Origin of the sequence: Streptomyces sp. RKAG293 (genome assembly GCF_023701745.1) — a bacterium.
GTDB lineage: Bacteria > Actinomycetota > Actinomycetes > Streptomycetales > Streptomycetaceae > Actinacidiphila.
The window spans coordinates 5,531,912-5,557,593 of the sequence record NZ_JAJOZB010000001.1 but is presented as its reverse complement, the minus strand read 5'-3'; the positions used below and the strand labels follow the sequence as shown (position 1 = coordinate 5,557,593).

Sequence of the window (25,682 nt, the reverse complement as noted above, 5' to 3'; positions counted from 1 at the left end):
CGACATGGCATTTGAATACGCACCCGCACCCGAGTCCCGCGCGGTCGTCGACATCGCGCCGTCGTACGGGCTCTTCATCGACGGCCAGTTCTCCGATGCCGCCGCCGGCAAGGTCTTCAAGACCGTCTCGCCCTCCTCCGAGGAGGTCCTCTCCGAGGTCGCCCAGGCCGGGGCCGAGGACGTGGACCGGGCGGTGAAGGCGGCCCGCAAGGCGTTCGAGAAGTGGTCCGCGCTGCCCGGCGCCGAGCGCGCCAAGTACCTGTTCCGGATCGCCCGCATCGTCCAGGAGCGCTCCCGCGAGCTGGCCGTGCTGGAGTCGCTGGACAACGGCAAGCCGATCCGCGAGACCCGCGACACCGACCTGCCGCTCGTCGCCGCGCACTTCTTCTACTACGCGGGCTGGGCCGACAAGCTCGGCCACGCCGGCTACGGCGCCGACCCGCGCCCGCTGGGCGTGGCCGGCCAGGTCATCCCGTGGAACTTCCCGCTGCTGATGCTCGCGTGGAAGATCGCCCCGGCGCTCGCCGCGGGCAACACGGTGGTGCTCAAGCCCGCCGAGACGACCCCGCTCAGCGCCCTGTTCTTCGCGGACATCTGCCGCCAGGCCGGGCTGCCCAAGGGTGTCGTCAACATCATCACGGGCGACGGCGCCACCGGCGCGGCGCTCGTGGAGCACCCGGACATCAACAAGGTCGCCTTCACCGGCTCCACCGAGGTCGGCAAGGCCATCGCCCGGTCCATCGCCGGCACGGACAAGAAGGTCACGCTGGAGCTGGGCGGCAAGGCCGCCAACATCGTCTTCGACGACGCGCCGGTCGACCAGGCCGTCGAGGGCATCGTCAACGGCATCTTCTTCAACCAGGGGCACGTCTGCTGCGCCGGCTCCCGCCTCCTGGTCCAGGAGTCCGTGGCCGAGGAGGTGCTGGACGCGCTCAAGCGCCGGATGCAGACGCTGCGCGTCGGCGACCCGCTGGACAAGAACACCGACATCGGCGCCATCAACTCCGCCGAGCAGCTGGCCCGCATCACCGAGCTCACCGAGGCCGGCGAGGCCGAGGGCGCCGATCGCTGGGCCCCGGCCTGCGACCTGCCGTCCGCCGGCTTCTGGTTCCGCCCGACGCTCTTCACGAACGTCACCCAGGCGCACCGGATCGCCCGCGAGGAGATCTTCGGCCCGGTGCTGTCCGTGCTGACGTTCCGCACCCCGGCCGAGGCCGTCGAGAAGGCCAACAACACGCAGTACGGCCTGTCGGCCGGCATCTGGACGGAGAAGGGCTCGCGCATCCTGTGGATGGCGAACCAGCTCCGCGCGGGCGTCGTCTGGGCCAACACGTTCAACAAGTTCGACCCGACCTCGCCCTTCGGCGGCTACAAGGAATCGGGCTTCGGCCGCGAAGGCGGCCGTCACGGCCTGGAGGCGTACCTCGATGTCTGAGAAGTCCGAGAAGTCCGAGAAGACTGAGAAGTCCGAGCGGCTCAGCGTTTTCAAGACGTACAAGCTTTACGTCGGGGGCAAGTTCCCCCGCAGCGAGAGCGGGCGGGTGTACGAGGTGACCGACTCCAAGGGCAACTGGCTCGCGAACGCGCCGCTGTCGTCGCGCAAGGACGCGCGGGACGCGGTCGTCGCCGCCCGCAAGGCGTTCGGCGGCTGGTCGGGCGCGACCGCGTACAACCGCGGCCAGGTGCTCTACCGCGTCGCCGAGATGCTGGACGGACGGCGCGAGCAGTTCGCCACCGAGGTCGCGGCCGCCGAGGGCATCTCCAAGGCCAAGGCCGTGGCGCAGGTGGACGCGGCCGTCGACCGCTGGGTCTGGTACGCGGGCTGGACCGACAAGATCGGCCAGATCGTCGGCTCGGCGAACCCCGTCGCCGGACCGTTCTTCAACCTCTCCACCCCGGAGCCGACCGGCGTCGTGGTCGTCCTCGCCCCCAGGCGTCGTCGTTCCTCGGTCTGGTCTCGGTGATCGCCCCGGCCATCGCCACCGGCAACACGGTGATCGTCGTGGCGAGCGAGAAGTCGCCGCTGCCCGCGCTGGCGCTGGGCGAGGTGCTCGCCACCTCGGACCTGCCCGGTGGTGTCGTCAACATCCTGTCCGGGCGGACGGCGGAGATCTCCCCGTCGCTCGCCTCGCACCAGGACGTCAACGCGATCGACCTGACGGGCGCGGACGACGGCCTGGCGAAGGATCTGCAGATCGCGGCGGCCGACAACATGAAGCGCGTCCTGCGCCCCCGCGGCGCGAAGGACGGCGACTGGTCCGCCGACCCCGGCCTGGACCGCCTCAAGGCGTTCCTGGAGACGAAGACCGTCTGGCACCCGATCGGCGTCTGACCGGCCTGCGATCAACCCCGGACGGAGACCTCGCTCACGCCGGTGCTCACGCTCGTGTGAGCAAGGTCTCCGCCCACCGGCACCCCTCGCGGGGCAGGCTTGACCCGCGGGGGGTGTTGCGTTTCAGGTACCTGTCCACCGCGCCGCCGCGTCCCCCCGCGTCAGTGCGCCACCGTCGGAGGATCCCTGTGTGGGACGGCTTCACCGGGGTTCTTCCCTATGTCGCCTTCAGCGCGTTCCTGTGCTTCCTGGTGCCGTCCGTCCCGGTGTGGCTCGGGCGCCGCAAGGTCCGCGCGGTCGCCGCGGGCCGGCCGATACGGATCCGCAGCCGGCTGCGCGTCGACGAGCCGCCGTCCGCATCCCCTGACACCCGCCCGTCCAGCACGTCCGAGCGCGGCGAGCTGGTGGTGCTGCCCGGCGGGCCGCTGTACTTCCTGTCGCCGGACGGCCCGCCGCTCGAACTGCCGCCCGGCGGCACCCTCGAACGCACCCTCTATGCCCGCGCCGGCTCCGCGCCCGGCTCGGGCCGCCGGATCGTGCGGACCGCGCTCGTCCACCGCACCCCGTCGGGCGGCAGCCTGCGCGTCGAGACCGCCCGCGGCGACAGCCGCGCCCTGCGGGCCGCCCTCCAGGCGCCCGCCACCGGCCGGCCGGCCCCGCGCGCCCTGCCGGCCCGGCTGCCGGTCTGGTGCGCCGTCCTGGCCGTCCTGGCGCTGCTCGGTGCCGTGCCGGTGGCCTCGATCGCCGTGTTCGGCCAGCGGGTCACCGCCCATGTCACGTCGAACACCGGGGACGACTACTGCGGGGTCGGCTGGGCCGACCCCTGGGACGGCTCCCGCAGGGACGCCGAGGTCGACTGCATCCGGGCGGACGACGGGCACTACCGGCGCGGCGAGCCCATCGACGTCGTCGCCCTGCCCCGGCCGCTGCGCGGCAACGCCTTCGACACCGACAGCCTGCCGATCCTCGGGGTGCTCTGCGCCGCCGAACTGCTGGTGAGCGCGCTGGGGTTCGGGCTCTCGCAGCTGCGCTGGAGCCGCCACTGGCGGCCCTCGGAGGCCGTCCCCGCCACCGTCACGAAGCCCGAGCGGCCCGAACGGCCGTCCACCGACCCGGTGCTGTCACTGGCCCGGCCCCTCGACCGGCTGCTGGCCCGCCGTCTCCATCTGCCGCCGGACTTCCACGACTCGCCCTGGTGGCGGGTTTCCGTACTGCGGAAGCTGGCCATCCGTGACGGCGTCTCGTTCGGCGGTCTGACGCTCCTCGGCCTGGCCCTGGTGCTGCTGCGCGACCTGGGGACCCACGACAGCGACGCCACCGTCTGGATCGTCGTGACGGCGCTCACCGCCCTGGGGGCAGCCGCGCGCGTCGTGCACCGCGCCGTGCAGGCCACCCGCGTCGTCCGCACCCTGCTGCGCGCCGTCCGCTCCGGCGACCCGCAGGAGGTCCGCTACGCCCTGCTGTACGTCGCGGAGGCCGCCGACACCAGCTGTCTGTGCCCGGAGGACGCCGACGGCCGGCGCGCGGAAGTGGCCGTCGCGACGGCCTCGATCGGCATCGCGATCCCGGCCGCGGCCGTGCCGAAGGCCAGAACCGGAACGGAAGCGGCGACCGGACCCGGCCCGCAGGGGGCGGCGTACGTGGAGGAGGGTTCCTCAGCCGGGCAGGAGCCCGGACAGCTGGCCCACGAGCGGCAGCTCTGACACCGAGTCCCCCTGGGAGAGCGGCCCGGTCACGGCGCCCGTCGACACCGGCTTGAAGTCCGCCACCTGCGGGGCGACCACGTTGTCCAGCGGGTCCGTGCCGGTGTTCGCCAGCGGGTTGATCGTCAGGTGCTTGACCGGGCCCAGCGCGTACCCCAGGGCCGAATCGGAGCCCACCGTCGAGCCGACGGCCGAATCGGAGCCGAGGGCCGAGTCGGTGAGGGCCGGCGCCGAGCTGGCCGACGCCGAGCCGCTCGCCGCGAGGGCGGCGGCCGCCGCGGCCACGGTGACGGTGGCCGCGGTGCGCAGCAGGGAGTTCAGCTTCGGACGGGCGTGCTTCGGCATGGCCACCTGCTTGGCATAGAAGTGCGGTGATCTGCTGGAACTCTGGTGGAACACGGCACGGGGACGTGTCCCGGCGACACTTCACGGCGCGGCACCGCGAAGGATCGCCATTCGACTACACAAGGTAGTTGGACGAGTGCACAGCGTCCAAACCTCCGACCAGGGGGTCACCCGGTCGGCGCAATGCCGCACACTGTTCTCTCGTGAGTTCCTCTCCGTCCACCGCGCGTGTGATCCTGCTGGCCGGCCCTTCCGGGTCCGGCAAGTCGTCCCTGGCCGCCCGTACCGGACTGCCGGTGCTGCACCTCGACGACTTCTACAAGGAGGCCGACGACCCGACCCTCCCCCAGCTGGCGCACGGCGCCGGCACGGACTGGGACTCGGCGCTGTCCTGGGACGCGGACGCGGCGGTGACGGCGATCGGCACGCTGTGCGCGACCGGGAGCGCCTCGGTGCCCGAGTACGACATCGCGTCGAGCTCCATCACCGGCGAGATCCACGTCGAACTGACCGGCTCCCCCCTCTTCGTCGCCGAGGGCATCTTCGCGGCCGACATCACCGACCGGTGCCGCGAACTGGGGCTGCTGGCGGACACCCTGTGCCTGCGCGGCCGTCCGGCCGTCACGGCCTGGCGGCGGTTCCGGCGTGATCTGGCCGAGGGCCGCAAGTCGGTGACGGTCCTGCTCCGCAGGGGCTGGCGGCTGATGCGCGGCGAGCGGGCGATCGTGGCCCGGCAGACGGCCCTGGGCGCCTACCCGTGCGGCCAGGACGAGGCACTGCGCCGGATCACGGCGCTGCCGTTGTCCGCACCGCGCGGGGCGGACCGGCCGACCGACATACCGGTGGACGCGTAACCGACCAGGCAAAGAACAGGTGCGGGACCACGCAGTCCCCCCGGACTGCCCAGCCCCGCACCCACCGCGCTCCCCCGACCGCGGCTTTTCCCCCGTACCCCCCGGTTTTTCCCCCGCTCCCCGTTCCCCCGTATCCCCCGTTCCCCCCGCTTCCCCGTTCCCCCCACCGGTCCCCCGACCGGCGTTCTGTGGACGGTCCGGATCGTCAGGCCACCAGCTCGCCGAACGACTCCTCCTCGTCGCGGCCGAAGCTCAGCGCCTCGTCCTCGCGCATCCGGCGCAGCGAGCGCCAGATGCTGCTCTTCACCGTGCCGACGCTGATGCCGAGGATGTCGGCGATCTCCGGGTCGGTGCGGCCTTCGTAGTAGCGGAGCACCAGCATGGTGCGCTGGGTCTCGGGAACCTTGGCCAGCGCCTGCCACAGCACGGCGCGCAGTTCGGTGCCGCCCATCGCGTCCGACTCGCCGACCGTCTCCGGCAGTTCCTCGGTCGGGTACTCGTTGAGCTTGCGGCGGCGCCAGGCGCTGATGTGCAGGTTGGTCATGGTGCGGCGCAGGTAACCGCCGACGGCCGCCTTGTCGCTGATCCGGTCCCAGGCGCGGTAGGTGGAGAACAGGGCGCTCTGCAGCAGGTCCTCGGCCTCGTAACGGTCACCGGTCAGGTGGTAAGCGGTGGCGTAGAGGGAGGCGCGGCGCTCCTTGACGTAGGCGGTGAACTCCGCCTCCGCCAGGCTGTCGTGCCGCGGTGCCGGAATGGTGGCCGTGGCCGTGGCGGCCGGTGCACCGGCGCCGCCCTCGATCGCCGTCATGTACGGCGGCCGGTTGCGGGTCACCTGGCCGGTGCTCTGTGCCGTCTGTCGTCCGGTGCCGCGAGCGCACCCCCGTCCGTTCGCGGCACCGGACTTCCCGTCGTTCCGGCCGGCGGTGTGCTGGCGCGGCTGAAGGACTGCGGTGGTGGTGGTGCTGTGCAGTGCGTTCATGTCGCGCCCCCGTCGGTGGAACCGTCTTGGTGATATTCGGCGTCGGTCTCCGTGTGGATGCCGCTGCCTTAGGTCCATAAGACTGCCGGGCCAGTTTCATGGCGCTGTCCGCCGAGTGTCACAGGCCCGTCACAGAGACTTCCGGTACACGCAGAGTGAGCCGGAGGCCGATCCTTGAGGTGAGATCCCCCCGTGCTCGATACATGGGCTTCCGGTAGGTCACAATGACCGGCGTGCCTTTCCTGTTGCTTATCGAGGATGACGACGCCATCCGTACCGGCCTCGAACTCGGCCTGTCCCGCCAGGGCCACCGTGTGGTTGCCGCGGCGACGGGCGAGGACGGCCTGAAGCTGCTCAAGGAGCAGCGCCCCGACCTGATCGTGCTGGATGTGATGCTGCCGGGCATCGACGGTTTCGAGGTCTGCCGCCGGATCCGCCGCACCGACCAGCTGCCGATCATCCTGCTGACCGCCCGCAGCGACGACATCGACGTCGTGGTGGGGCTGGAGTCGGGGGCCGACGACTACGTCATCAAGCCCGTCCAGCCCCGGGTGCTCGACGCCCGCATCCGCGCCGTGCTGCGCCGCGGTGAGCGCGACAGCACGGACTCCGCGGCCTTCGGCTCCATCGTGATCGACCGTTCGGCGATGACGGTGACGAAGGACGGCGAGGATCTGCAGCTGACGCCGACCGAGCTGCGGCTGCTGCTGGAGCTGAGCCGCCGGCCCGGCCAGGCCCTGTCCCGACAGCAGTTGCTGCGGCTGGTGTGGGAGCACGACTACCTCGGTGACTCGCGGCTGGTCGACGCCTGTGTGCAGCGGCTGCGCGCGAAGATCGAGGACGTTCCGTCGTCACCGACCCTCATCCGTACGGTCCGCGGTGTCGGATACCGCCTGGACACGCCGCAGTGACGGACCGGTTCTTCGGCTGGGCCACCGGCCTGCTGCGCTGGACCAGCCTGCGGCTGCGGCTGGTCGCGGTGTTCGCCGCGGTGGCGCTGACCGCCGCGGTGTCGGCCTCCGGGATCGCGTACTGGCTGAACCGTGACGCGGTGCTGACCCGTGCGCAGAACTCCGCGCTCAACGACTTCCGCGACTCGCTGCAGCGCAACGCGGCCTCGCTGCCGGTCAACCCGCCGTGCGAGGGGCTGAAGGACGCCGCCGACGAGATGGGCGGCCCGGGCAGCTACGCGGTGCTGCTCATCGACAGGACCCCGGACAACGGGCCGTGCGCGGCGCCCTCCAGCCGGGACGTCTTCACCCTGGACGATGTGCCGAAGGCGCTGCAGGACGCGGTGAACACCCGGCACAAGCAACAGGACAACAAGTACCACCTGCACTGGCTGCGGATCTCGCTGCACGGCACGCCGTACCTGGTGGCCGGCGCGAAGATCATGGACGACGGCCCGACCGGCTACATGCTCAAGTCGCTGGACGCCGAACGCAAGGACCTCAACTCGCTGGCCTGGTCGCTGGGGATCGCCACGATGCTCGCGCTGATCGGCTCCGCCCTGCTGGCCCAGGCGGCCGCCTCCACGGTGCTGCGGCCCGTCCAGCGGCTCGGCGTCGCGGCGCAGCAGCTCGGCGAGGGACAGCTCGGCACCCGGCTCAAGGTGTCGGGCACGGACGAGCTGGCGGAGCTGTCCAGGACGTTCAACAAGGCGGCGGAGGCCCTGGAGACGCGGGTGGAGGAGCTGAGCGCGCGGGAGGCGTCGAGCCGCCGCTTCGTCGCCGACATGTCGCACGAGCTGCGCACCCCACTCACCGCGATCACCGCCGTCACGGAGGTGCTGGAGGACGAGGCCGACTCCCTCGACCCGATGATCGCGCCAGCCGTGCGCCTGGTGGTCAGCGAGACCCGCCGGCTCAACGAGCTGGTGGAGAACCTGATGGAGGTCACCCGCTTCGACGCGGGCACCGCACGGCTGCTGCTCGACGAGGTCGACGTGGCCGACATGGTGACCGCATGCATGGACGCGCGGGCCTGGCTGGACTCCGTCGAGCTGGACGCGCCGCGCGGCATCTTCGTGCGCCTCGACCCGCGCCGGCTCGATGTGATCATGGCGAATCTGATCGGCAACGCCCTCAAGCACGGCGGCTCCCCGGTCCGGGTGTCGGTGCGGACCGCCGAGGACCAGCTGGTCATCACCGTCGCGGACAACGGTCCCGGCATCCCCGAGGACGTGCTGCCGCACGTCTTCGACCGTTTCTACAAGGCGGACGCGTCCCGCGCCCGTTCGGAGGGCAGCGGGCTCGGCCTGTCGATCGCGATGGAGAACGCGCACATCCACGACGGCGACATCACCGCCGCGAACGCGCCGGGCGGCGGCGCCGTCTTCACCCTGTACCTGCCGGTGCGGCCCGCCGAGGCACTGCCCGACGGCGACGAGGACGGCCGACCGTGACGACCATGACGTCCCTCCTGAGGAACGGCGTCCGCTCCTCGCGGGCCCGTACGATCCGCACCGCCGCGCTGCTCGCGGCGCTCATCACCGCCACCGCCTGCGGCTGCGGCATCCGGACGACCACCGTGCCGGTGGACGCGGGACCCGCGCCCACCCGGGTGTCGTGCGCCGTGCCCCCGGCGACCGTCCCGCCGGAGACGCCCGGCGCCACCGTCGTGAAGGTGTACCTGGTGTGCAGCGCGCTGGCCGCGCAGGTCACCCGGACCGTCACCACCTCCGACATCAGCGGGGCGCGCCCCGCTCCGGTGAGCCGGCTGGCCGCCGCCCATGAGCTGCTCGGCCAGCTGCAGCGCCGGCCGTCGGCCGGGGAGGCGGAGGCCGGGTTCGCCACCGAGGTGCCCGGCAACCTGGGCATCACCGGCCCCAGGCCGGGTGATCCGAAGGACGCGCTGCGGCTGAACCTGTCGCTGGACGAACTGCCGTCCTTCGCGCTGGCCCAGCTGGTGTGCACCTTCACGGCCGCGCCCGGTGTCGGCCTCGCGGACCGCTCCGTACTGCTCGGCGGTCCGGATGCCGCGGACCCCGTCAAGCGCTACCTCTGCACGTCCGCACTGCGCACCAGGCCGGACGCGGCGGACACGGCGGGAACCGTCGTCAAGTGAATGGCGTCATTCCCCTCGTGCAGCCTGAAGCTCCGATCCTGAAGGCACGCGCGATGGGCCTGGTGCTCACCGCCGTGCATCTGTCCCTCGTCGGATGGCTGATGCTCAGGCCGCACTACGTTCCCTGGGTGTCGGCGCCCAATCTGCGACCCTTCGGCACCATCCACGCCGACCTGGCCATGAGCCCGTTCGAGGCCGCCCGGCGGATCCTCGCGGGGCTGCTGCTGCTCGCCCCGCTCGGTGTCCTGCTGCCGATGACGGGCGGCCGGATCCGCACCCCCGGGATCGGCTCCTTCGCCCGCACGGTCTTCGCCGGGCTGATGGTGTCGCTGTCCGTGGAGTTCCTGCAGACGGTGGTGCCGGGCCAGATCTTCGACATCGACGCGCTGCTGCTGAACACCGCGGGCGTCGCGCTGGCGTATCTGGCGGTCGTCCCCGCGGCCCGGCGGCTGCTGCGCCGCCGCGGGTTCGGTGCGCTCACCCGGAGCGGACCCCGGGCCCGGCCTCAGGGATCGTCCCCGACGACTCCCAGGGTCGGGATCGCCCCGTAGAGCGATGATTCGACGGGGTATGTACTCGTAGCGTTGGAGACATCGGAACACCGGAACCGTCCGGCATCCGACCTTCCGACAGGAGTACGAGATGAGCAGCCTCGCCCGCCCCAGCCACGGCCGCATGATCGGTGGCGTCTGCGCCGCGCTGGCCAACCGGTTCGGCACCTCCGCCACGACGATGCGGGTGATCTTCCTGCTGTCGTGCCTGCTTCCCGGCCCGCAGTTCCTGCTGTACATCGCCCTGTGGGTGATGCTCCCGGCGGAGAAGTCCGCTACCGCCGCTTGGTGACCGGCGCGCCCAGCTTCTTCAGCTGCGCGGTCACCACCGCGGCCGGCACGTCGTAGCTCTTCGCCAGGGTGACGTCCGCGCCGCGGAAGATGCTGACGGTCGAGCCGGTACGGATCACGACGAAGTCCTGCCGTGCGCCGCTGCCGCCCGCCGCGAAGCCGAGCGCGAACCGCAGATCGTCGTCGCCCAGCTTGAGCGCGGGGCGCGGGGCGACCGCCACAGGCACACCGGTGACGCCCCCGATGACCGGCTTGAACCCCGCCGCGCACGCGTGCACCGCGGTCCGCAGGGCCGTGACCGCCTTCTGCGCTCCCCCGCCGCCGTAGCCGGAGAGCGTGACGGTGACGCCAGCGCCGGGCATCTTCTGGCCGGCCGGGGCGAGCGCCCTCGGGACGGTCTCCTTGGCACCGGCCGGCGGACGCCCGGAGAGCAGATCGGCGAGCGGCTGGCACGCGCGCTTGTCGGCCACCGTCGCGTCGGCCGCCGCACCTGCGGCGTCGCCCGCGGTCACCGTGAAGCCCGGCACGTCCCCCGGCACGAGCGCCGTCCGCTCCAGCGCGGTGCGCGCGGGCAGCGCGGCCGGCGTGGTGGCGCCGGGCCCGGTGGAGGCCCCGGCCGTGTCGCCGCCGGCCGATCCGCTGCAGGCCGTGACGAGCAACAGCGGTGCGAGCAGCGCGAACCCGGCGATCTTCTGGGGAATGTGCACGCGCGGAGCGTAGCAAGAGCGACGGACCGTACTCCGCCGGGAAGGCAGGGTACGGCCCGTCGCCGCGTCACGATGCGCTGAGCGGTCGCTGGTCGGTCCGCGGCTGGGCACCGCGGGGTGGGTGTGGAGGGTCAGCCGAGCAGGCCGCCGGGCAGCGCGTTGCTGGAGATCGGGCCGGTCGGCAGCTGCTTGCCCCCGACCGGCAGACCGCCGAGGAGGCCGCCGACCGGGTCCTTCTGGGCCTCCGGCAGCGTGGAGCCGCTTCCGGTGAGCACCGTCTTGGTGGACTCGGTGGCCGTGCTGAGACCGGGCAGGGCGTCGGTGACCTGGCCGGTCGGCAGCTGGCCGGCCAGCTGGCCCACCGTGCCCAGGGCGTCGACGGCGGGGAGGGCGGCGGCCGAGGCGGAGCCTGCGGCAGCGGCGGCGAAGGCGACGCCGAGAGCGGCGGCACCAAGGGTCTTCATGGTTCGGGTCGTCATGGCTCCGGAACGTAGTCATGACATCACGAAGGGTGCAAGCGGGGAAAATATGTACGGGCGTGGCCGTAACCCGGGGGTCACGGCCACGCCCGAAGGTTTCCCGATCAGCCCTGCGGCGTGGCAGAACCGCTGGCCAGCGCCGGTGTGGCGGCGGCCTGCTGGAACAGCCACTCCGCCTTCAGTTCGGCGTATCCGGGCTTGATTACGTCATTGATCATCGCGAGACGTTCATCGAAAGGGATGAATGCTGATTTCATCGCATTGACCGTAAACCACTGCAGGTCATCGAGGGAGTACGCGAAAGCCTCGACCAGGTGCTCGAACTCACGGCTCATGCTCGTGCCGCTCATCAGCCGGTTGTCGGTGTTCACCGTGACCCGGAAGTGCAGCCGGCGCAGCAACCCGATGGGGTGCTCGGCGTACGAGGCGGCGGCCGCCGTCTGCAGGTTGGACGACGGGCACATCTCCAGCGGGATCCGCTTGTCGCGGACGTAGCTGGCGAGCGGGCCCAGCTTGACCGCACCGTCCTCGGCGACCTGGATGTCGTCGATGATGCGCACCCCGTGCCCGAGCCGGTCGGCGCCGCACCACTGCAGCGCCTGCCAGATCGACGGCAGCCCGAAGGCCTCGCCGGCGTGGATCGTGAAGTGGTTGTTCTCCCGCTTGAGGTACTCGAAGGCGTCCAGGTGCCGGGTGGGCGGGAAGCCCGCCTCGGCGCCCGCGATGTCGAAGCCGACGACGCCGTGGTCCCGGTAGCGGTTGGCGAGTTCGGCGATCTCCAGCGAGCGGGCCGCGTGCCGCATCGCGGTCAGCAGCGCGCCGACGCGGATGCGGTTGCCGTCCTCACGGGCCCGGCGCTCGCCCTCACGGAAGCCCTCGTTGACCGCTTCGACGACCTCTTCGAGGGTCAGTCCGGCTTCGAGGTGCTGCTCGGGGGCGTAGCGGATCTCCGCGTACACGACACCGTCGGCCGCGAGGTCCTCGGCACACTCGGCGGCGACCCGCACCAGCGCCTCGCGGGTCTGCATGACCGCGCAGGTGTGGGCGAACGTCTCCAGGTACCGCTCCAGGGAGCCGGAGTCGGCGGCCTCGCGGAACCAGGTGCCGAGCTTGTCCGGATCGGACTCGGGGAGACCGGTGTATCCGGTTTCGCGGGCGAGATCGACGATCGTGCCGGGGCGCAGCCCGCCGTCGAGGTGGTCATGGAGGAGCACCTTGGGCGCGCGACGGATCTGGTCCGGGGTCGGGGTGCTCGTTTTCTGGCTCTGCATTCACGAACGATACCGCCTACGCGCGTAGATCACCTCCCGGGACGGATTATTTTCCGCACGGACATGTAGCGCACACCCTTCCGTCTGCCATCGTTGGGCCATGGCTTCGCAAGCATTAACGGCGCGGGGTGCCCGGCTCGGCCGGCCGGTCGCGCCGGGACTCGTTCCCGCCCCACGGCGCGAGACCGCGGAGACGGTCCGCGCCGTCGTCCTCGTCCTCCCCGGCGGCGACGCCACCAGCACCCGCCGCCGCTCCCCCCTCGCCGCCGCCCTCATGTGGCCGCTCGCCCGCCACCTGGTGCGCGAGGGCCGGGCCGACGGTCTCGCCGCCCATGTCGTCCACTACCGCTACCGCGGCTGGAACGGCGGCAACGCCCACCCGGCGGAGGACGCCACATGGGCCGTCGGCGAGATCGTCCGCCGCTACGGCGATGTCCCGGTCTGCCTCGTCGGCATGGACATGGGCGCCCGCGCGGCCCTGCACGCGGCGGGCCACCCCGCCGTCAACTCCGTTGTGGCGCTGTCCCCTTGGCTGCCGCCCGGCGAGGAACCCGATCCGGTGAAACAGCTCATCGGCCGCCAGGTCCTCATAGCCCACGGCACCGACGACTTCGCCACCGATCCCGAGCTCTCCTACCTCCTCGCGGAACGCGCCAAGAAGGTCAACCGCGACGTCTGCCGCTTCGAGGTCCACACCGACGGCCACACCCTCCACCAACACCGCGCCGAAATCTTCGCCCTCACCACCGACTTCACCCTGGGCGCCCTCCTCGACCGCCCCTTCGCCCGCCCCATCGCGGACGCACTGGCGGCTCCACCGCCGCTGGGCCTGCGCATGCCACTCGCCTCCGGCTTCGGCCAGTCCCTCCGGGCGTGAGCGTTCACGCCTGGGGATCTGCCACGTCAACGTAGTTCTTGATCTCCCGCTCCACCTGCCGCAGCATCGCGCCGATCTCCGCAGTCGCCGCCCTCCGCGCGGCCCGCTCCTCGGACTCCGCGAAGATCCGCTCGCATTCATGCAACCGAGCTACACGGGCGGGGTAGCGGTTGATCGCCACCCACACCCCCCACTTCCGCAGGAAGGCATGCATGGGCGCCAGGCTGGAAGTCTGGATCGCCGTCTCCCAGGCGGTCCGCATTTCCCCTTCGAACTGGACCCCGTTGGGCAGACTGAGGTGATTCACTGCCACCCTCAGTGAAGCCTCCGTCAGTGGCGGCAGCGGGATGAGCGGCTCGTCATCCTCTGGGTATTGCGCGGTCACAGGTCCTCCTTCACAAGAGCCCAGCCGACGAAGCGACCAGAGCCTGACTTGCCGTTGCACGCTACCCGCCGAGGGTTCCGCACAGAGGCTCCGCGCCGCTGGGACTGCGGATGCCGCTGGCGTCAGGGCTCGGACAGTCCCTTCGGGCCTGACGCCTTCGCGCCGGGCCGCAGGGGCACGAGTGGTCGTGACGTGAGGGGGACGGGTCCGCAGGGGTGGGGTTTCGAAATGCTGCCGAGCTATTTGTGGGCGGCCACGCCCGTAAATAGTCGATTTCGAAGCCCCGCCCCGGAGGACCCGGCCCCCGCACCCCCCACCTACCGCGGCAGGAGCTGGCCCCGGCGCGACAGCAGGAACTTCTTGAACGCCGCCACCGGCGCCGTGTCCGGATGGCCGTCCAGCCACGCCACCCCGATGTACCGCACCGCGCGCGGCGCCGACACCGTCAGCTCGACCACGCCCGGCCGCGGCACCGCGGGCGGCGGCAGCAGCGCCACGCCCAGCCCCGCCGCCACCAACCCCCGCAGCGTCTCCGCCTCCTCGCCCTCGAACGCGAGCCGCGGCACGAAGCCCGCCTCGGCGCAGAGGTCGTCGGTGATCCGGCGCAGTCCGTAGCCCGGTTCGAGGGCGACGAACAGATCGCCCGCGGCCTCGTCGAGCCGGACCCGCTTGCGCGTCGCCAGCCGGTGGTCGGCGGGGACCACCAGCCGCAGCCGCTGCTCGTCGAGCCGCCGGACCACCAGGTCCGGGGCGTCGGGCGGCGGCGACGTCAGGCACAGGTCCAGCTCGCCGGCGCGCAGCCGCTCCAGCATCGCCTCCGCGTAGTTCTGCACCAGCTGGAACTGCACGCGCGGATAGTCCGCCCGGAAACCCCGCAGCAGGGACGGGACGGTCTCGGACCCGAGCGTGTGCAGAAAGCCGAACGCGACCTTGCCCGTGTGCGGATCGGCGTCCACCCGTACCGCCTCGGCGGACCGCTCCACCTCGCCGAGCGCGCGCTCGGCCGACGCCAGGAACGTGTGACCCGCGCGGGTCAGCTGGACGTTGCGGCCCCGGCGGGCGAACAGCGCGACCCCCAGATCCTGTTCCAGCCGGACCATGGCACGGCTCAACGTCGACTGCGGCATCCCGAGTTGCTGCGCGGCGCGCGTCACATGCTCATGCCGCGCCACAGCGGCGAACTGCGCGAGGCGGGGCGCCAGCACCGCCGCCCAGGACTCGCCGTCCAGGTCCGCGACGGTCGGCACCGCGACCGGCGGCCGCCCTGTTACGGAAGTGTCTTTTCCGTTGCGGGGCGATGACATCGACCCCGCTGACCTCTGCTCATGCGTCACAGCATCAATACTGCACCGTTTGTGCATTGGACGCATAAAAGTGGCGGTCCTAGATTCAAGGCATGCCTCCCGCCGATACGGAGGCGTCCGCCGCACAGCGCGCGGGCGCCTCTGCTCCGCCGTCCCCCGACACCACCGCCAAGCTCAGCCCCGGCAGCCCCGGCTACCGCCGCGCCAACTTCGCGCTCTTCGCCGCCGGTCTGGCCACGTTCGCGCTCCTGTACTCCACGCAGGCGCTGCTTCCCGCGATCTCCACCGACCTCGCGCTGACCCCCGCCCAGGCGAGCCTCACGGTCACCGCCACCACCGCCGCGCTCGCCATCGCGCTGCTGCCGGTGAGCGCGCTCAGCGAGAAGTACGGCCGTACGGCGGTCATGACCGCGTCCGTCTTCAGCGCGGCCCTCCTGGCCCTCGTGATCCCGTTCGCCCCGGACCTCACCACGCTCGTCGCGCTGCGCGCCGTACAGGGCGTAGCCCTCGCCGGCCTCCCCGCGACCGCCATGGCGTACCTCGCCGAGGAGATCCACCCCAAGGCGGTGGCCTCCGCGATCGGCCTGTACGTGGCGGGCAACAGCATCGGCGGCATGAGCTCGCGGGTGTTCTCCGGAGCGGTCTCCCAGGCACTCGGCTGGCGCACCGCGCTCTTCGTCGTCGGCCTCATCGCGCTCGCCTGCGCGGTCGCGTTCCGCCTCCTGGTCCCGCCGGCCCGGAACTTCCAGCCCGGCCCGGTCAACCCGGCCGCCCTCCTCCGCACCGTCACCGGCCACCTCGGCAACGCGCTGCTGCGCAGGCTCTACGCGATCGGCCTGCTCTTCATGGCCGTGTTCGGCGCGGTCTACACGGTCCTGGGGTACCGCCTGATGGCCGAGCCGTTCGGGCTCTCGCAGACCGCGGTCGGCCTGATCTTCCTCGTCTACCTGGTCGGGACGGCGGCATCGGCGGGCTCCGGCGTGCTCCTTGGCCGGGTCGGCCGGCGGGGGGCGCTGTACGTGGCGGTGAGTTTGGCGGCGGCCGGGCTTCTGCTGACTCTGTCGACGTCGCTGGTTCTCGTTCTGGCCGGGCTGGTGCTGATCACCGGTGGTTTCTTCACCGGCCACGCCGTGGCGTCGTCCTCCGTGAGCCGGACGGCGACGACGGGCCGGGCGCAGGCCTCGGCGCTGTACCTGACGGCGTACTACATAGGGAACAGCGTGGGCGGAACGGTGGGCGCGTCCGCGTTCCACGCGGCGGGCTGGGACGGAACGGTGGCTCTGAGTCTTTCGGCGCTGGTGGGGGTGGCGGGGATCACCCTGTACGCGACGCGGCGCGCTGTGCTTACTGCTCGGGCCGGTGGTGGGTCGGGCGCCGGGCCTTCCGGTGCAGGGGTCCGAAATCGACTATTTACGAGCCTGGCGGCTCACAAATAGCTCGGCAGCATTTCGGACCCCTACACCTCCAGCCCCGTCCCCCTTCCGTCCAAGCCACAGCGTCGGCTGAGCCCGGCACTCAGCCGACCGGGAACGATCCGGTCTCCAGCGTGATCCCGAACGGCGCGGGCAGCTCGATCGGATCGCCGAACTTCACCGCAAGGTCTCATCGGGGGTGCGTGCCGTCGGTGGTGAGCTGGGCCCAGACGAGTTTGCCGACGCCCTGGCGGGTGTTCACGCCCCAGCATCCGCGGGTGAGCTCCTGCACCAGCGCGAGGCCGCGGCCCCATTCGTCGTCCTCGGACGGCTGCCGCATCTCCGGGCGCTTCCCGTTCGCGTCATGCACCTCGATGCGCACGCCGCCCGCCAGTCGAATGACCCGCGTCTCGACCCGCCGCCCCGGCACCCGCCCGTGCACCACGGCATTCGTCATCAGTTCGGAGATGACGAGCACAGCCGGTTCGACGAGGCCTGCCAGCCCCCAGTCGTTGAGCGTTTCCTCCAGCAGGTGCCGGGCCTGGCCGACCGAGCGGGGTGAGGGCGCCCACCGCGTCGTCACCACGGCCGTTTCGCGGCTGCGCGGTACTTGTTGCATCGTCGTGCCTCCGTCATCCCGGAGCCGTTACTCTCGGCGAAGTCGTGCGTGCTCTATGTGAGCAACCGCATGCAAGCGTGGCACTCCCGGCGCTACGGTGATAGCGCTCCAGCGGAATTCTGCCGTCAACTTTTCGCGTGAACTTGCTTGTCCTACCAGGGAGTTCACACCCCACGACGACATCTCCCGCTGTGGCGCAGAAGGTTCCTTGCACGCGCGGAACCTTCCCCCACACACTGGAACACTGCGCGGAGGAGAAGCAGATGATCACAGACGTGGAGGCGGCAACGCCCGCTCTCTGCCGTCTCCAGTTAGGCAGCGAACTGCGCCAACTGCGGCTGGCCGCCGGCCTCAAGGGTGCCCAAGTGGTCAAGAAGCTGATCTGGAGCCCGTCGAAGCTCACCCGGCTCGAAACCGGGGAGAATTCGTCCGTCGAGACCCCTGATGTCATGGCCCTGTGCGAGATCTACGGAGCGGATCCGGAGACCCGGGCCCGGCTGCAGGGATACGCGGGCGTCACGAAGACGAAGAAGGACTGGTGGCTGACGCCGGAGTACCGGCCGGTCATCGGCCCCGGCTTCAAGGCGTTTCTGGACCTTGAGGCCACGGCGACCGCGCTCCAGAACTACGAGTCCGAGTTCGTCCCCGGTCTGCTCCAGACCGAGGCGTATGTGCGCGTGATCCACCAACGGGCCCACCAGGGGCGCTCCACCGAGGACATCGACCGTTTGGTGACCGTCCGGACCACCCGGCAGGCCGTTCTCAGCCGCCAGGGCTCGCCCCTGAAGTTCACCGCGATCATCAACGAGGCGGTGTTGCACCGACAGGTGGGCGATCCGCCCGTCATGCGTGATCAGCTGCGCCACATCATCGACGTGGCGGAGTCCCGGCCCAACGTGAACGTGCAGGTCGTCCCGTTCCGCGCTGGCGCCCACCCGGGAATGAACGGGTCGTTCTTCGTCATCCAGTTCCCCGAGCGGCTCGCGCTCAAGCCGATGGTCTACCTGGAAAACCTGGCGGACGCGTGGGTCAAGCGCGGCGATAGTGATGTCGAACGGTACGGAGACGCGTTCTCCGACCTCCGAGCCCTTGCCCCGGGACCACAGGAGTCCCTGAGCATGATCAAGGAAGCGATCAAGGAGCATTGATACCGATGACGACCAAGGCTGAAGCCCTCAACAGCGCCAACTGGTTCACGTCGAGTTACAGCAACGACCAGGGCGGCGCATGCGTCGAGGGCGCCCGCCTCGCTGACGGCTCGATGGCCGTCCGCGACTCCAAGGACCCGCACGGGCCCGCGCTCGTCTTCACCGCAGACGCCTGGCGGTCGTTCGCGGCCGCAGTCGGGTACGGCGAGTTCCCAGACGCCTGAGTACGGACGGAGGGGGACGGGGGCGGAGGGGGTGGGTTTCGAAATGCTGCCGAGCTATTTGTGGGCCGCCAGGCCCACAAATAGTCGATTTCGAAACCCACCCCCGGAGTCACCGGCCCCCGGCCGGTCCACGCACCCGCAGGTCAGGCGATCCGGTCCAGAACAATCGGCTTGGGCTCGAACGTCGCGCCCGGCGCACCCACCAAAATGCCCCCGTGCAGCGCCTCCAGCGCGTACGCGAACTTCTCCGGCGTGTCCGTGTGCAGCGTCATGAGGGGCTGGCCCGCCACGACGGAGTCGCCCGGCTTCGCATGAAGCTCAACGCCCGCGCCGAGCTGCACCACGTCCTCCTTGCGCGCGCGGCCCGCACCGAGGCGCCACGCCGCGATGCCGACGGCGTACGCGTCGAGGATCTCCAACACACCGCTCGTCGAGGCGTGCACGACGTGCTGTTCCCGCGCCACCGGCAACGTGGCGTCGGGGTCGCCGCCCTGGGCGGCGATCATGCGGCGCCAGACGTCCATCGCGGAGCCGTCCGCGAGGGCCTTCGCCGGGTCGGCGTCGGGGAGACCCGCCGCGTCGAGCATCTCGCGCGCCAGCGCCAGCGTCAGTTCGACAACATCCGCCGGGCCCCCGCCCGCCAGCACCTCGACCGACTCCCGCACCTCCAACGCGTTACCGGCCGTGAGGCCAAGCGGCGTGGACATGTCCGTCAGCAGCGCGACGGTGCGCACGCCGTGGTCCGTGCCCAGGCCGACCATGGTGGAGGCGAGCTCACGCGCGTCCTCGATCGTCTTCATGAAGGCGCCGGTGCCCACCTTCACGTCGAGCACGAGCGACCCCGTGCCCTCGGCGATCTTCTTCGACATGATCGAGGAGGCGATGAGCGGGATCGCCTCGACGGTGCCGGTGACGTCGCGCAGCGCGTACAGCTTCTTGTCCGCGGGGGCGAGGCCGTCGCCCGCGGCGCAGATGACCGCGCCGGTGCCGCGCAGCACGTCGAGCATCTCGGCGTTGGAGAGCGACGCGCGCCAGCCCGGGATGGACTCCAGCTTGTCGAGGGTGCCGCCGGTGTGGCCCAGGCCGCGGCCGGAGAGCTGCGGGACGGCCGCGCCGCAGGCTGCCACGAGCGGGGCCAGCGGCAGCGTGATCTTGTCGCCGACGCCGCCGGTGGAGTGCTTGTCGGAGGTGGGGCGCGGGAGCGAGGAGAAGTCCATCCGCTCACCGGAGTTGATCATCGCGGCGGTCCAGCGGGCGATCTCGGCGCGGTCCATGCCGTTGAGGAGGATCGCCATGGCGAGCGCGGACATCTGCTCGTCGGCCACGGCACCGCGCGTGTACGCGTCGATGACCCAGTCGATCTGCTCGTCGCTGAGGCGGCCGCGGTCGCGCTTGGTGCGGATGACGGAAATGACGTCCATGAGGGGTTTCCTTAGCGGTTCAGGTCTTCGGAGCCGAAGGCGTCCGGCAGGACTTCGCTCATCGGGACGACGCCGCGCGGCGTGTCGACGAGGAGGCCGGGGCCGCCGTTCTCCCACAGCAGCTGGCGGCACCGGCCGCACGGCATCAGCAGGTTGCCGCGCAGGTCCACGCAGGTGAAGGCGGTGAGCTTGCCGCCGCCGGAGGCGTGCAGCGCGGAGATCAGTCCGCATTCGGCGCAGAGCGCGACGCCGTAGGCCGCGTTCTCGACGTTGCAGCCGACGACGACACGGCCGTCGTCGACGAGGGCGGCCGCGCCGACCGGGAAGTGCGAGTACGGGGCGTAGGCCCGGGACATGATGTCCCGGGCCTGCTTCCGCAGGCCCTCCCAGTCGACGGAGTCGACGGTCCCGGAGCCGGCGCCGGCACTCGAGCCGGCGCCGGCAGCGTCGAAGCCCTCGGCAGGAGGATTCGTCACTTGCCCTGGCCCTTCCGGTACGGCTGGCCGTCGGCCGCCGGCATCCGCAGTCGCTGCGAGGCGAGTGCGAGCACCAGCAGGGTGACGATGTACGGCGTGGCACCGACGAGCTGGTCGGGCACCGTGTCCGTGAGGGAGTACCAGACCACCAGCAGCAGGGCGACGGCGCCGCCCACCACGGCCGGCAGGTACTTCTTCTGGTAGAGCCGCCAGGCGGCCAGCGCGGCCAGGCCGACCGCGAGGGCGAGCAGCAGGGCGTGCACGGTCTCGCCGCCGTTGCGCAGCTGGAGGCTGTCGGAGTAGCCGAACAGGCCCGCGCCCATGGCGAGCCCGCCGGGCCGCCAGTTGCCGAAGATCATGGCGGCGAGGCCGATGTAGCCGCGGCCGCCGGTCTGGCCCTCGTTGTAGATGTGCGAGGGGACGATGGCGAGGAACGCGCCGCCGAGGCCGGCGAGGCCGCCGGAGGCGATGACCGCCAGGTACTTGTACTTGTAGACGTTGACGCCCAGCGACTCGGCGGCGATCGGGTTCTCACCGCAGGAGCGCAGCCGCAGACCGAACGCGGTCCGCCACAGGACGAAGAACGTGGCCACGAAGAGCGCCGCGGCCAGGAGGGTGAGCGACGACAGGTCCGTGACGAGGCCGCCGATGATCCCGGCGATGTCCGAGATCAGGAACCAGTGGTGGCCTTCGAGGGTGTGCATCCAGTCGGAGAGGCCGGGGACGGTGAACGACTTGATGTCGTCCATCGGCGGCGACTGCTTGGGACTGCCACCCGCGGCCGCGGCCTTGCCCATGCTGAACCAGATCTTGGCCAGGTACTGGGTGGTGCCCAGCGCCAGGATGTTGATCGCCACACCGGAGACGATGTGGTCGACGCCGAAGGTCACGGTCACGACGGCGTGGATCAGGCCGCCGGCCGCGCCACCGAGGATGCCGGCGAGGACGGCGAGCCACGGGTTGGTCTGCCAGCCCGCCCATGCCCCGAAGAACATGCCGAGCATCATCATGCCCTCGAGGCCGATGTTGACCACGCCGGCCCGTTCCGACCACAGGCCGCCGAGGCCGGCGAGGCCGATCGGCACGGCCATGGTCAGGGCGCCGGAGATCTGTCCTGAGGACGTCATGTCGTTGGCGCCGGTGATGGCGCGGACGGCGGAGATGAGGACCAGCGCGCCCGCGATGATCAGCAGCACACGGGAGAACGTGAGCTTGGCGCGGATCTTCGCCGCGGGGCTCTTGGCGGTCTTGCCGGGGGTAGCCGTGGCGCTCACGCTGCCGCCTCCTGCTTGCTCTTACGGGCCTGGGCGGCGAGTTCTTCGCCGACCTTCTGTTGCTGGCGTTTGATGCCGTAGCGGCGGACGACCTCGTAGGCGACGACGACGCAGAGCACGATGATGCCCTGCATGACGCCGACGATCTCCTTGTCGTAGTCCTCGAACTCCAGCTTGTTGGAGGCGATTTCCAACCAGCCCCACAGCAGCGCGGCCAGCGCGATGCCGATCGGGTGGTTCCGGCCGAGCAGCGCCACGGCGATACCGGTGAAGCCGATACCGGCCGGGAACTCGGTGCTGAACTGGTGCGCGTCGTTGAGCAGCACCGGCATGCCGACGAGCCCGGCGATGGCGCCCGACAACAGCATGCTGGTGATGATCATGCGCTTGACGTCGACCCCGCTGGCCCCGGCCGCGGACTCCGACTGGCCGACCGTCCGCAGGTCGAAGCCGAAGCGGGTGCGGGAGAGGCCGAACCAGTAGAGGACGCCGACCAGGGCGGCGATGACGATGAAGCCCCAGATCGTGCCGTCCGTGCCCATGTCGAAGCCGAAGAAGTGGCCCGAGGAGGGGAGTTCCTTGGTGGAGACCGAGTTGGTGTCCGCGTGCAGCTGGGCGAGCCGGCCGGGGATCATGAAGTAGCCGATCACCGCGGTGGCGATGGCGTTCAGCATGATCGTGGTGATGACCTCGCTGACCCCGCGGGTCACCTTGAGCACACCCGCGATGCCCGCCCACATCGCACCGACGAGCATCGCGGTGAGGATGATCAGCGGGATCTGGATGAAGGAGGGCAGGTTCACCGCGCCGCCGACGACGGCCGCGAAGAAGGCCGCGAGGCGGTACTGGCCGTCGACGCCGATGTTGAACAGGTTCATCCGGAAGCCGATGGCCACCGCGATGCCGGCGAGGTAGTACGGCGTCGCCTTGTTGAGGATGAAGACCTGGCTGTCGCTCGTCAGGCCCTTGTCGAACATCACGTTGAACGCGTGGAACGGTTCCTTGCCGGTGGCCAGGAGCACGAGCGCGGTGAGGACGAAGGCGGCGACGATCGCGAGTACGGGCGCGGCCAGGCCGAGGATCAGCCGATCCTTGTCGAACTTCTTCATCGGTCCTCTCCTTCGGCGTCCGTGTGCTCGAGGTGGCCGGAAGCGGCGCCGGTCATGGCGGAACCCAGCTCCTCAGGAGTGATCGTGGCGGGGTCGGCGTCGGCGACCAGGCGGCCGCGGTACATCACCCGCAGGGTGTCGGACAGGCCGATCAGCTCGTCCAGGTCGGCGGAGATCAGCAGCACGGCGAGGCCCTCGCGGCGGGCCTGCCGGATCTGGTCCCAGATCTGCGCCTGCGCGCCGACGTCCACACCACGGGTCGGGTGCGCGGCGATCAGCAGCTTGGGCAGGTGGCTCATCTCGCGGCCGACGATCAGCTTCTGCTGGTTGCCGCCGGAGAGGGAGGCCGCGGTGACCTCGATGCCGGGCGTACGGACGTCGTACTCCTTGACGATCCGTTCGGTGTCGCGGCGGGCCGCGGTCAGATCCAGCAGCGCGCCGCGGCTGTTGGGCTTCTCGGTGACGTGGCCGAGGATGCGGTTCTCCCACAGCGTGCCTTCGAGGAGCAGGCCGTGCCGGTGGCGGTCCTCGGGGATGTACCCGATGCCGTCCTCGCGCCGCTTGCGGGTGGGGGCGGTGGAGATGTCGGCGCCGTCCAGGGTGATCACCCCGGCGTCGGGGGTCCGCATCCCCATGATGGCCTCGACCAGTTCGGCCTGGCCGTTGCCCTCGACCCCGGCGATGCCGAGCACTTCGCCCTTGTGGATCGTCAGGCCGACGTCGCCGAGCACGGTGCGCTCGACGCCCTCGGCGTCGACGGCGGCCAGCTTCAGCCCCTTGACCTCCAGCAGGACCTCGCTGGTCACCGTGGACTCGCGGGTCTCCGGCGACGGCAGTTCACTGCCGACCATGAGCTCGGCGAGCTGCTTGACGGTGACCGACTTCGGGTCGGCGTCGCCGACCGTCGTGCCGCGGCGGATGACCGTGATCGCGTCGGCGACCGAGAGCACCTCGCCCAGCTTGTGCGAGATGAAGATGATGGTCAGGCCCTCGGACTTGAGCCCGCGGAGGTTGGCGAAGAGCGCTTCGACCTCCTGCGGCACGAGGACCGCGGTCGGCTCGTCCAGGATCAGGGTGCGGGCGCCGCGGTAGAGGACCTTGAGGATCTCCACGCGCTGCCGGTCGGCGACTCCGAGGTCCTCGACGAGGAGGTCGGGGCGGACGCCGAGGCCGTAGGCGTCGGAGAGCTCCATGATCTTGGCGCGGGCCTTGCCGCCGATGCCGTGCAACTGCTCGGCGCCGAGAACGATGTTCTCCAGCACGGTGAGGTTGTCGGCCAGCATGAAGTGCTGGTGCACCATGCCGATGCCGAGCCGGATGGCGTCGGCCGGGGTGTGCAGGTCGGCCTTCTCGCCGTCGAGGGTGATGGTCCCCTCGTCGGGGCGCTGCATCCCGTAAAGGATCTTCATGAGGGTCGACTTGCCCGCGCCGTTCTCGCCGACCAGGGCGTGGACGGTGCCACGGAGCACGGTGATGTCGATGTCGCGGTTGGCGACGACGCCGGGGAAGCGTTTGGTGATGCCGCGGAGTTCGACGGCGGGGGGACTGCTGGACGCGTTGATGACGCACTCTCCTCGCGGGGCAGAGCGGAGCGATGGGGGTGAACGTATCGCGAGGATCGGACTCTACGCGCGTAGCGGCGCCAGATCCACAGTTGTCGCGGGATACATACGGCACGGTGGCCGCACAAGGCACGAGGCCCGGCAGGGAACGTCACGCTCCCTCGCCGGGCCTCGCGTCGGTGATCAGCTGGTCGGAGTCGTCCGGACCGTCAGCGTGCCGTCGGTGATCTTCTTCTTCGCGGCGTCGAGCTGGGCCTGGATGTCGTCGATGTAGCCACCGGAGGTGGCCAGGCCGACGCCACCCGCCTTGAGGTTGTAGATGTGCGTGCCGGTCAGCGGCTTGCCGTCCTTGACGCTCTTGATGACCTCGTAGACCGCACCGTCGACGTTCTTGACGGCGGAGGTCAGGATCGCGGTCTTCCACTGCGCCAGGCCCTTGTCCTGGTACTGGTCGCCGTCGACACCGATCGCCCAGGTGCCCTTCTTGCCCGCGACGGCCTCGATGGCGCCGGCGCCGGAGCTGCCCGCGGCCGCGTAGATCACGTCGATGCCACGGTCGAGCATGCCCTTGGCCTTGGCCTTGCCCTCAGCCGGCTTCGCGAAGCCGGAGAAGTCGCCGCCCTGGGTGATGTACTCGATGTCGACCGAGACGTCGGGCTTGGTGTCCTTGACGCCCTGCTGGTAGCCGGCCGCGAACTTCTTGATCAGCGTGGTGTCCACGCCGCCGATGAAGCCGACCTTGTTGGTCTTGGTCTTCAGCGCCGCGGCGACACCCGCGAGGTAGGAGCTCTGCTCCTCGGTGAAGTTGATGCTGTCGACGTTCGCGCCCTCGACCACGGAGTCGACGATCGCGAAGGTCGTCTTCGGGAACTTCTTCGAGACGGCCTTCACCGAGTCGGCATAGGCGAAGCCGACACCGATGACCGGGTTGTAGCCCGCACCGGCGAGGTCGTTGAGCTTCTGCTCGCGGTCCGCCTCGGTGTCGGTGTTCTTGGCGGTGAGCTCCTTGCTGCCCAGGCTGAACTCGGCCTTGGCCTTGTCCAGGCCCTTGGCCGCGGAGTCGTTGAAGGAGTGGTCGCCTCGGCCGCCGACGTCGTAGGCGATGCCTACGCCCTTGTCCTTGCTGTCGTCGGAGCTGCTGCTGCCACACGCGGTGGCAGTGAGGGCGAGGGCCGCGGACGCGACTCCCGCGGCAACGATCTTGGTAACCCGGCGCACGAGGGTCCCCTTCATTCGAAAGCGCCCCGTCCGGCGCTGGCTAAGCGGGAGCTTAACGCGCGTAGATGTCAGGTA

The 25,682-nt window shown here is 70.7% G+C and carries 26 protein-coding genes and 1 pseudogene; 13 read left to right on the top strand and 14 right to left on the bottom strand.

The window, feature by feature from the left end; genetic code table 11:
* Positions 1–4 precede the first annotated feature (4 nt).
* From LNW72_RS24930 to LNW72_RS24920, 3 genes and pseudogenes are all read left to right on the top strand, one after another.
* Entirely contained in the window at positions 5–1,435 is a 1,431-nt protein-coding gene (locus tag LNW72_RS24930; RefSeq protein WP_250977407.1) for an aldehyde dehydrogenase family protein, read from the top strand.
* A pseudogene (locus tag LNW72_RS24925) lies at positions 1,428–2,332 on the top strand (aldehyde dehydrogenase). The gene LNW72_RS24930 and the pseudogene LNW72_RS24925 overlap by 8 nt, the downstream one beginning before the upstream one ends.
* 188 nt (positions 2,333–2,520) lie before the next feature.
* Entirely contained in the window at positions 2,521–4,035 is a 1,515-nt protein-coding gene (locus LNW72_RS24920; RefSeq protein WP_250977406.1) for a hypothetical protein, read from the top strand.
* Here the strand turns inward: LNW72_RS24920 and LNW72_RS24915 are convergent.
* Positions 3,988–4,380 (bottom strand): hypothetical protein, encoded by a 393-nt coding sequence (locus LNW72_RS24915; RefSeq protein WP_250977405.1) that lies wholly within the window; start codon positions 4,378–4,380, stop codon positions 3,988–3,990. The two genes, LNW72_RS24920 and LNW72_RS24915, sit on opposite strands and share 48 nt — an antisense overlap.
* A 203-nt stretch (positions 4,381–4,583) precedes the next feature.
* Between LNW72_RS24915 and LNW72_RS24910 the strand changes: the two genes are divergently transcribed.
* The gene (locus LNW72_RS24910; RefSeq protein ID WP_250977404.1) at positions 4,584–5,234 is read left to right on the top strand and encodes a uridine kinase; all 651 of its coding nucleotides are present in this window, start codon (positions 4,584–4,586) and stop codon (positions 5,232–5,234) included.
* A gap of 205 nt (positions 5,235–5,439) precedes the next feature.
* Here LNW72_RS24910 and LNW72_RS24905 read toward each other — a convergent pair whose 3' ends face one another.
* Positions 5,440–6,213: a SigE family RNA polymerase sigma factor gene (locus LNW72_RS24905; RefSeq protein ID WP_250977403.1), complete on the bottom strand. Its 774-nt coding sequence runs from the start codon at positions 6,211–6,213 to the stop codon at positions 5,440–5,442.
* 233 nt (positions 6,214–6,446) lie between these two features.
* Between LNW72_RS24905 and LNW72_RS24900 the strand changes: the two genes are divergently transcribed.
* From LNW72_RS24900 to LNW72_RS24880, 5 genes are all read left to right on the top strand, one after another.
* The gene (locus LNW72_RS24900) at positions 6,447–7,124 is read left to right on the top strand and encodes a response regulator transcription factor (protein WP_187144990.1); all 678 of its coding nucleotides are present in this window, start codon (positions 6,447–6,449) and stop codon (positions 7,122–7,124) included.
* Complete coding sequence (locus tag LNW72_RS24895) at positions 7,121–8,617, top strand: HAMP domain-containing sensor histidine kinase (RefSeq protein ID WP_250977402.1); 1,497 nt, start codon at positions 7,121–7,123, stop codon at positions 8,615–8,617. The genes LNW72_RS24900 and LNW72_RS24895 overlap by 4 nt, the downstream gene beginning before the upstream one ends.
* Positions 8,618–8,622: 5 nt before the next feature.
* The gene (locus tag LNW72_RS24890; protein ID WP_250977401.1) at positions 8,623–9,279 is read left to right on the top strand and encodes a hypothetical protein; all 657 of its coding nucleotides are present in this window, start codon (positions 8,623–8,625) and stop codon (positions 9,277–9,279) included.
* Between the two features lie 53 nt (positions 9,280–9,332).
* Positions 9,333–9,830 carry a VanZ family protein gene (locus LNW72_RS24885; RefSeq protein WP_250980299.1) on the top strand — a complete coding sequence of 166 codons (498 nt, stop codon included), beginning with the start codon at positions 9,333–9,335 and terminating at the stop codon, positions 9,828–9,830.
* Between the two features lie 91 nt (positions 9,831–9,921).
* Positions 9,922–10,122 carry a PspC domain-containing protein gene (locus LNW72_RS24880; RefSeq protein WP_250977400.1) on the top strand — a complete coding sequence of 67 codons (201 nt, stop codon included), beginning with the start codon at positions 9,922–9,924 and terminating at the stop codon, positions 10,120–10,122.
* Here LNW72_RS24880 and LNW72_RS24875 read toward each other — a convergent pair.
* The 3 genes from LNW72_RS24875 to LNW72_RS24865 all read right to left on the bottom strand — a co-directional run bounded on the left by LNW72_RS24875 (position 10,106) and on the right by LNW72_RS24865 (position 12,578).
* The gene (locus LNW72_RS24875) at positions 10,106–10,828 is read right to left on the bottom strand and encodes a hypothetical protein (RefSeq protein WP_250977399.1); all 723 of its coding nucleotides are present in this window, start codon (positions 10,826–10,828) and stop codon (positions 10,106–10,108) included. The two genes, LNW72_RS24880 and LNW72_RS24875, sit on opposite strands and share 17 nt — an antisense overlap.
* Positions 10,829–10,959: 131 nt before the next feature.
* A complete protein-coding gene (locus LNW72_RS24870; RefSeq protein WP_250977398.1) occupies positions 10,960–11,307 on the bottom strand; it encodes an ATP-binding protein in 348 nt (115 codons plus the stop codon).
* Between the two features lie 104 nt (positions 11,308–11,411).
* Positions 11,412–12,578, bottom strand: a complete 1,167-nt coding sequence (locus tag LNW72_RS24865; RefSeq protein WP_250977397.1) for an adenosine deaminase — start codon at positions 12,576–12,578, stop codon at positions 11,412–11,414.
* Positions 12,579–12,678: 100 nt separating this feature from the next.
* On the opposite strand from LNW72_RS24865, the gene LNW72_RS24860 reads away from it, so the two are divergent.
* On the top strand, positions 12,679–13,455 hold the full coding sequence (locus LNW72_RS24860) for an alpha/beta hydrolase (RefSeq protein ID WP_250977396.1): 777 nt from the start codon (positions 12,679–12,681) through the stop codon (positions 13,453–13,455).
* Between the two features lie 4 nt (positions 13,456–13,459).
* Here LNW72_RS24860 and LNW72_RS24855 read toward each other — a convergent pair whose 3' ends face one another.
* Together LNW72_RS24855 and LNW72_RS24850 are read right to left on the bottom strand one after the other, a co-directional pair.
* On the bottom strand, positions 13,460–13,840 hold the full coding sequence (locus LNW72_RS24855; RefSeq protein WP_250977395.1) for a DUF6247 family protein: 381 nt from the start codon (positions 13,838–13,840) through the stop codon (positions 13,460–13,462).
* 317 nt (positions 13,841–14,157) lie between these two features.
* A complete protein-coding gene (locus LNW72_RS24850) occupies positions 14,158–15,144 on the bottom strand; it encodes a LysR family transcriptional regulator (RefSeq protein ID WP_250977394.1) in 987 nt (328 codons plus the stop codon).
* Between the two features lie 92 nt (positions 15,145–15,236).
* Here LNW72_RS24850 and LNW72_RS24845 point away from each other — a divergent pair, with 92 nt between their 5' ends.
* Positions 15,237–16,580: an MFS transporter gene (locus LNW72_RS24845; protein ID WP_250977393.1), complete on the top strand. Its 1,344-nt coding sequence runs from the start codon at positions 15,237–15,239 to the stop codon at positions 16,578–16,580.
* A 166-nt stretch (positions 16,581–16,746) separates the two neighbouring features.
* Here LNW72_RS24845 and LNW72_RS24840 read toward each other — a convergent pair whose 3' ends face one another.
* On the bottom strand, positions 16,747–17,175 hold the full coding sequence (locus LNW72_RS24840) for an ATP-binding protein (protein WP_250977392.1): 429 nt from the start codon (positions 17,173–17,175) through the stop codon (positions 16,747–16,749).
* Positions 17,176–17,438: 263 nt separating this feature from the next.
* On the opposite strand from LNW72_RS24840, the gene LNW72_RS24835 reads away from it, so the two are divergent.
* Both LNW72_RS24835 and LNW72_RS24830 read left to right on the top strand, forming a co-directional pair.
* Positions 17,439–18,323, top strand: coding sequence for a helix-turn-helix transcriptional regulator (locus LNW72_RS24835; protein WP_250977391.1), 885 nt, complete (start codon positions 17,439–17,441; stop codon positions 18,321–18,323).
* A 5-nt stretch (positions 18,324–18,328) separates the two neighbouring features.
* Positions 18,329–18,547 carry a DUF397 domain-containing protein gene (locus LNW72_RS24830; RefSeq protein ID WP_250977390.1) on the top strand — a complete coding sequence of 73 codons (219 nt, stop codon included), beginning with the start codon at positions 18,329–18,331 and terminating at the stop codon, positions 18,545–18,547.
* A gap of 143 nt (positions 18,548–18,690) precedes the next feature.
* Here the strand turns inward: LNW72_RS24830 and LNW72_RS24825 are convergent, their stop codons facing one another.
* The 6 genes from LNW72_RS24825 to LNW72_RS24800 form a co-directional block, all read right to left on the bottom strand.
* On the bottom strand, positions 18,691–19,968 hold the full coding sequence (locus LNW72_RS24825; RefSeq protein ID WP_250977389.1) for a thymidine phosphorylase: 1,278 nt from the start codon (positions 19,966–19,968) through the stop codon (positions 18,691–18,693).
* 11 nt (positions 19,969–19,979) lie between these two features.
* Positions 19,980–20,444 (bottom strand): cytidine deaminase, encoded by a 465-nt coding sequence (locus tag LNW72_RS24820; protein WP_308402024.1) that lies wholly within the window; start codon positions 20,442–20,444, stop codon positions 19,980–19,982.
* Positions 20,441–21,718: an ABC transporter permease gene (locus LNW72_RS24815; protein ID WP_374117319.1), complete on the bottom strand. Its 1,278-nt coding sequence runs from the start codon at positions 21,716–21,718 to the stop codon at positions 20,441–20,443. The genes LNW72_RS24820 and LNW72_RS24815 overlap by 4 nt, the downstream gene beginning before the upstream one ends.
* Positions 21,715–22,827, bottom strand: a complete 1,113-nt coding sequence (locus LNW72_RS24810) for an ABC transporter permease (RefSeq protein WP_250977388.1) — start codon at positions 22,825–22,827, stop codon at positions 21,715–21,717. Before LNW72_RS24810 ends, LNW72_RS24815 begins: the two co-directional genes overlap by 4 nt.
* Positions 22,824–24,389 carry an ABC transporter ATP-binding protein gene (locus tag LNW72_RS24805; protein WP_250980296.1) on the bottom strand — a complete coding sequence of 522 codons (1,566 nt, stop codon included), beginning with the start codon at positions 24,387–24,389 and terminating at the stop codon, positions 22,824–22,826. The genes LNW72_RS24810 and LNW72_RS24805 overlap by 4 nt, the downstream gene beginning before the upstream one ends.
* A gap of 183 nt (positions 24,390–24,572) precedes the next feature.
* Entirely contained in the window at positions 24,573–25,607 is a 1,035-nt protein-coding gene (locus tag LNW72_RS24800; protein WP_250977387.1) for a BMP family ABC transporter substrate-binding protein, read from the bottom strand.
* Positions 25,608–25,682: the final 75 nt, after the last annotated feature.

Excerpts from the sequence above, each read along its gene's own strand:
- LNW72_RS24905 (WP_250977403.1), bottom strand. The coding sequence starts at position 6,213 with ATGAACGCACTGCACAGCACCACCACCACCGCAGTCCTTCAGCCGCGC.
- LNW72_RS24840 (WP_250977392.1), bottom strand. The coding sequence starts at position 17,175 with ATGCAACAAGTACCGCGCAGCCGCGAAACGGCCGTGGTGACGACGCGG.
- LNW72_RS24830 (WP_250977390.1), top strand. The coding sequence starts at position 18,329 with ATGACGACCAAGGCTGAAGCCCTCAACAGCGCCAACTGGTTCACGTCG.
- LNW72_RS24930 (WP_250977407.1), top strand. The coding sequence starts at position 5 with ATGGCATTTGAATACGCACCCGCACCCGAGTCCCGCGCGGTCGTCGAC.
- LNW72_RS24865 (WP_250977397.1), bottom strand. The coding sequence starts at position 12,578 with ATGCAGAGCCAGAAAACGAGCACCCCGACCCCGGACCAGATCCGTCGC.
- LNW72_RS24885 (WP_250980299.1), top strand. The coding sequence starts at position 9,333 with ATGGGCCTGGTGCTCACCGCCGTGCATCTGTCCCTCGTCGGATGGCTG.
- LNW72_RS24825 (WP_250977389.1), bottom strand. The coding sequence starts at position 19,968 with ATGGACGTCATTTCCGTCATCCGCACCAAGCGCGACCGCGGCCGCCTC.
- LNW72_RS24845 (WP_250977393.1), top strand. The coding sequence starts at position 15,237 with ATGCCTCCCGCCGATACGGAGGCGTCCGCCGCACAGCGCGCGGGCGCC.
- LNW72_RS24835 (WP_250977391.1), top strand. The coding sequence starts at position 17,439 with ATGATCACAGACGTGGAGGCGGCAACGCCCGCTCTCTGCCGTCTCCAG.
- LNW72_RS24880 (WP_250977400.1), top strand. The coding sequence starts at position 9,922 with ATGAGCAGCCTCGCCCGCCCCAGCCACGGCCGCATGATCGGTGGCGTC.
- LNW72_RS24860 (WP_250977396.1), top strand. The coding sequence starts at position 12,679 with ATGGCTTCGCAAGCATTAACGGCGCGGGGTGCCCGGCTCGGCCGGCCG.
- LNW72_RS24810 (WP_250977388.1), bottom strand. The coding sequence starts at position 22,827 with ATGAAGAAGTTCGACAAGGATCGGCTGATCCTCGGCCTGGCCGCGCCC.
- LNW72_RS24890 (WP_250977401.1), top strand. The coding sequence starts at position 8,623 with ATGACGTCCCTCCTGAGGAACGGCGTCCGCTCCTCGCGGGCCCGTACG.
- LNW72_RS24850 (WP_250977394.1), bottom strand. The coding sequence starts at position 15,144 with ATGTCATCGCCCCGCAACGGAAAAGACACTTCCGTAACAGGGCGGCCG.
- LNW72_RS24915 (WP_250977405.1), bottom strand. The coding sequence starts at position 4,380 with ATGCCGAAGCACGCCCGTCCGAAGCTGAACTCCCTGCTGCGCACCGCG.
- LNW72_RS24870 (WP_250977398.1), bottom strand. The coding sequence starts at position 11,307 with ATGACGACCCGAACCATGAAGACCCTTGGTGCCGCCGCTCTCGGCGTC.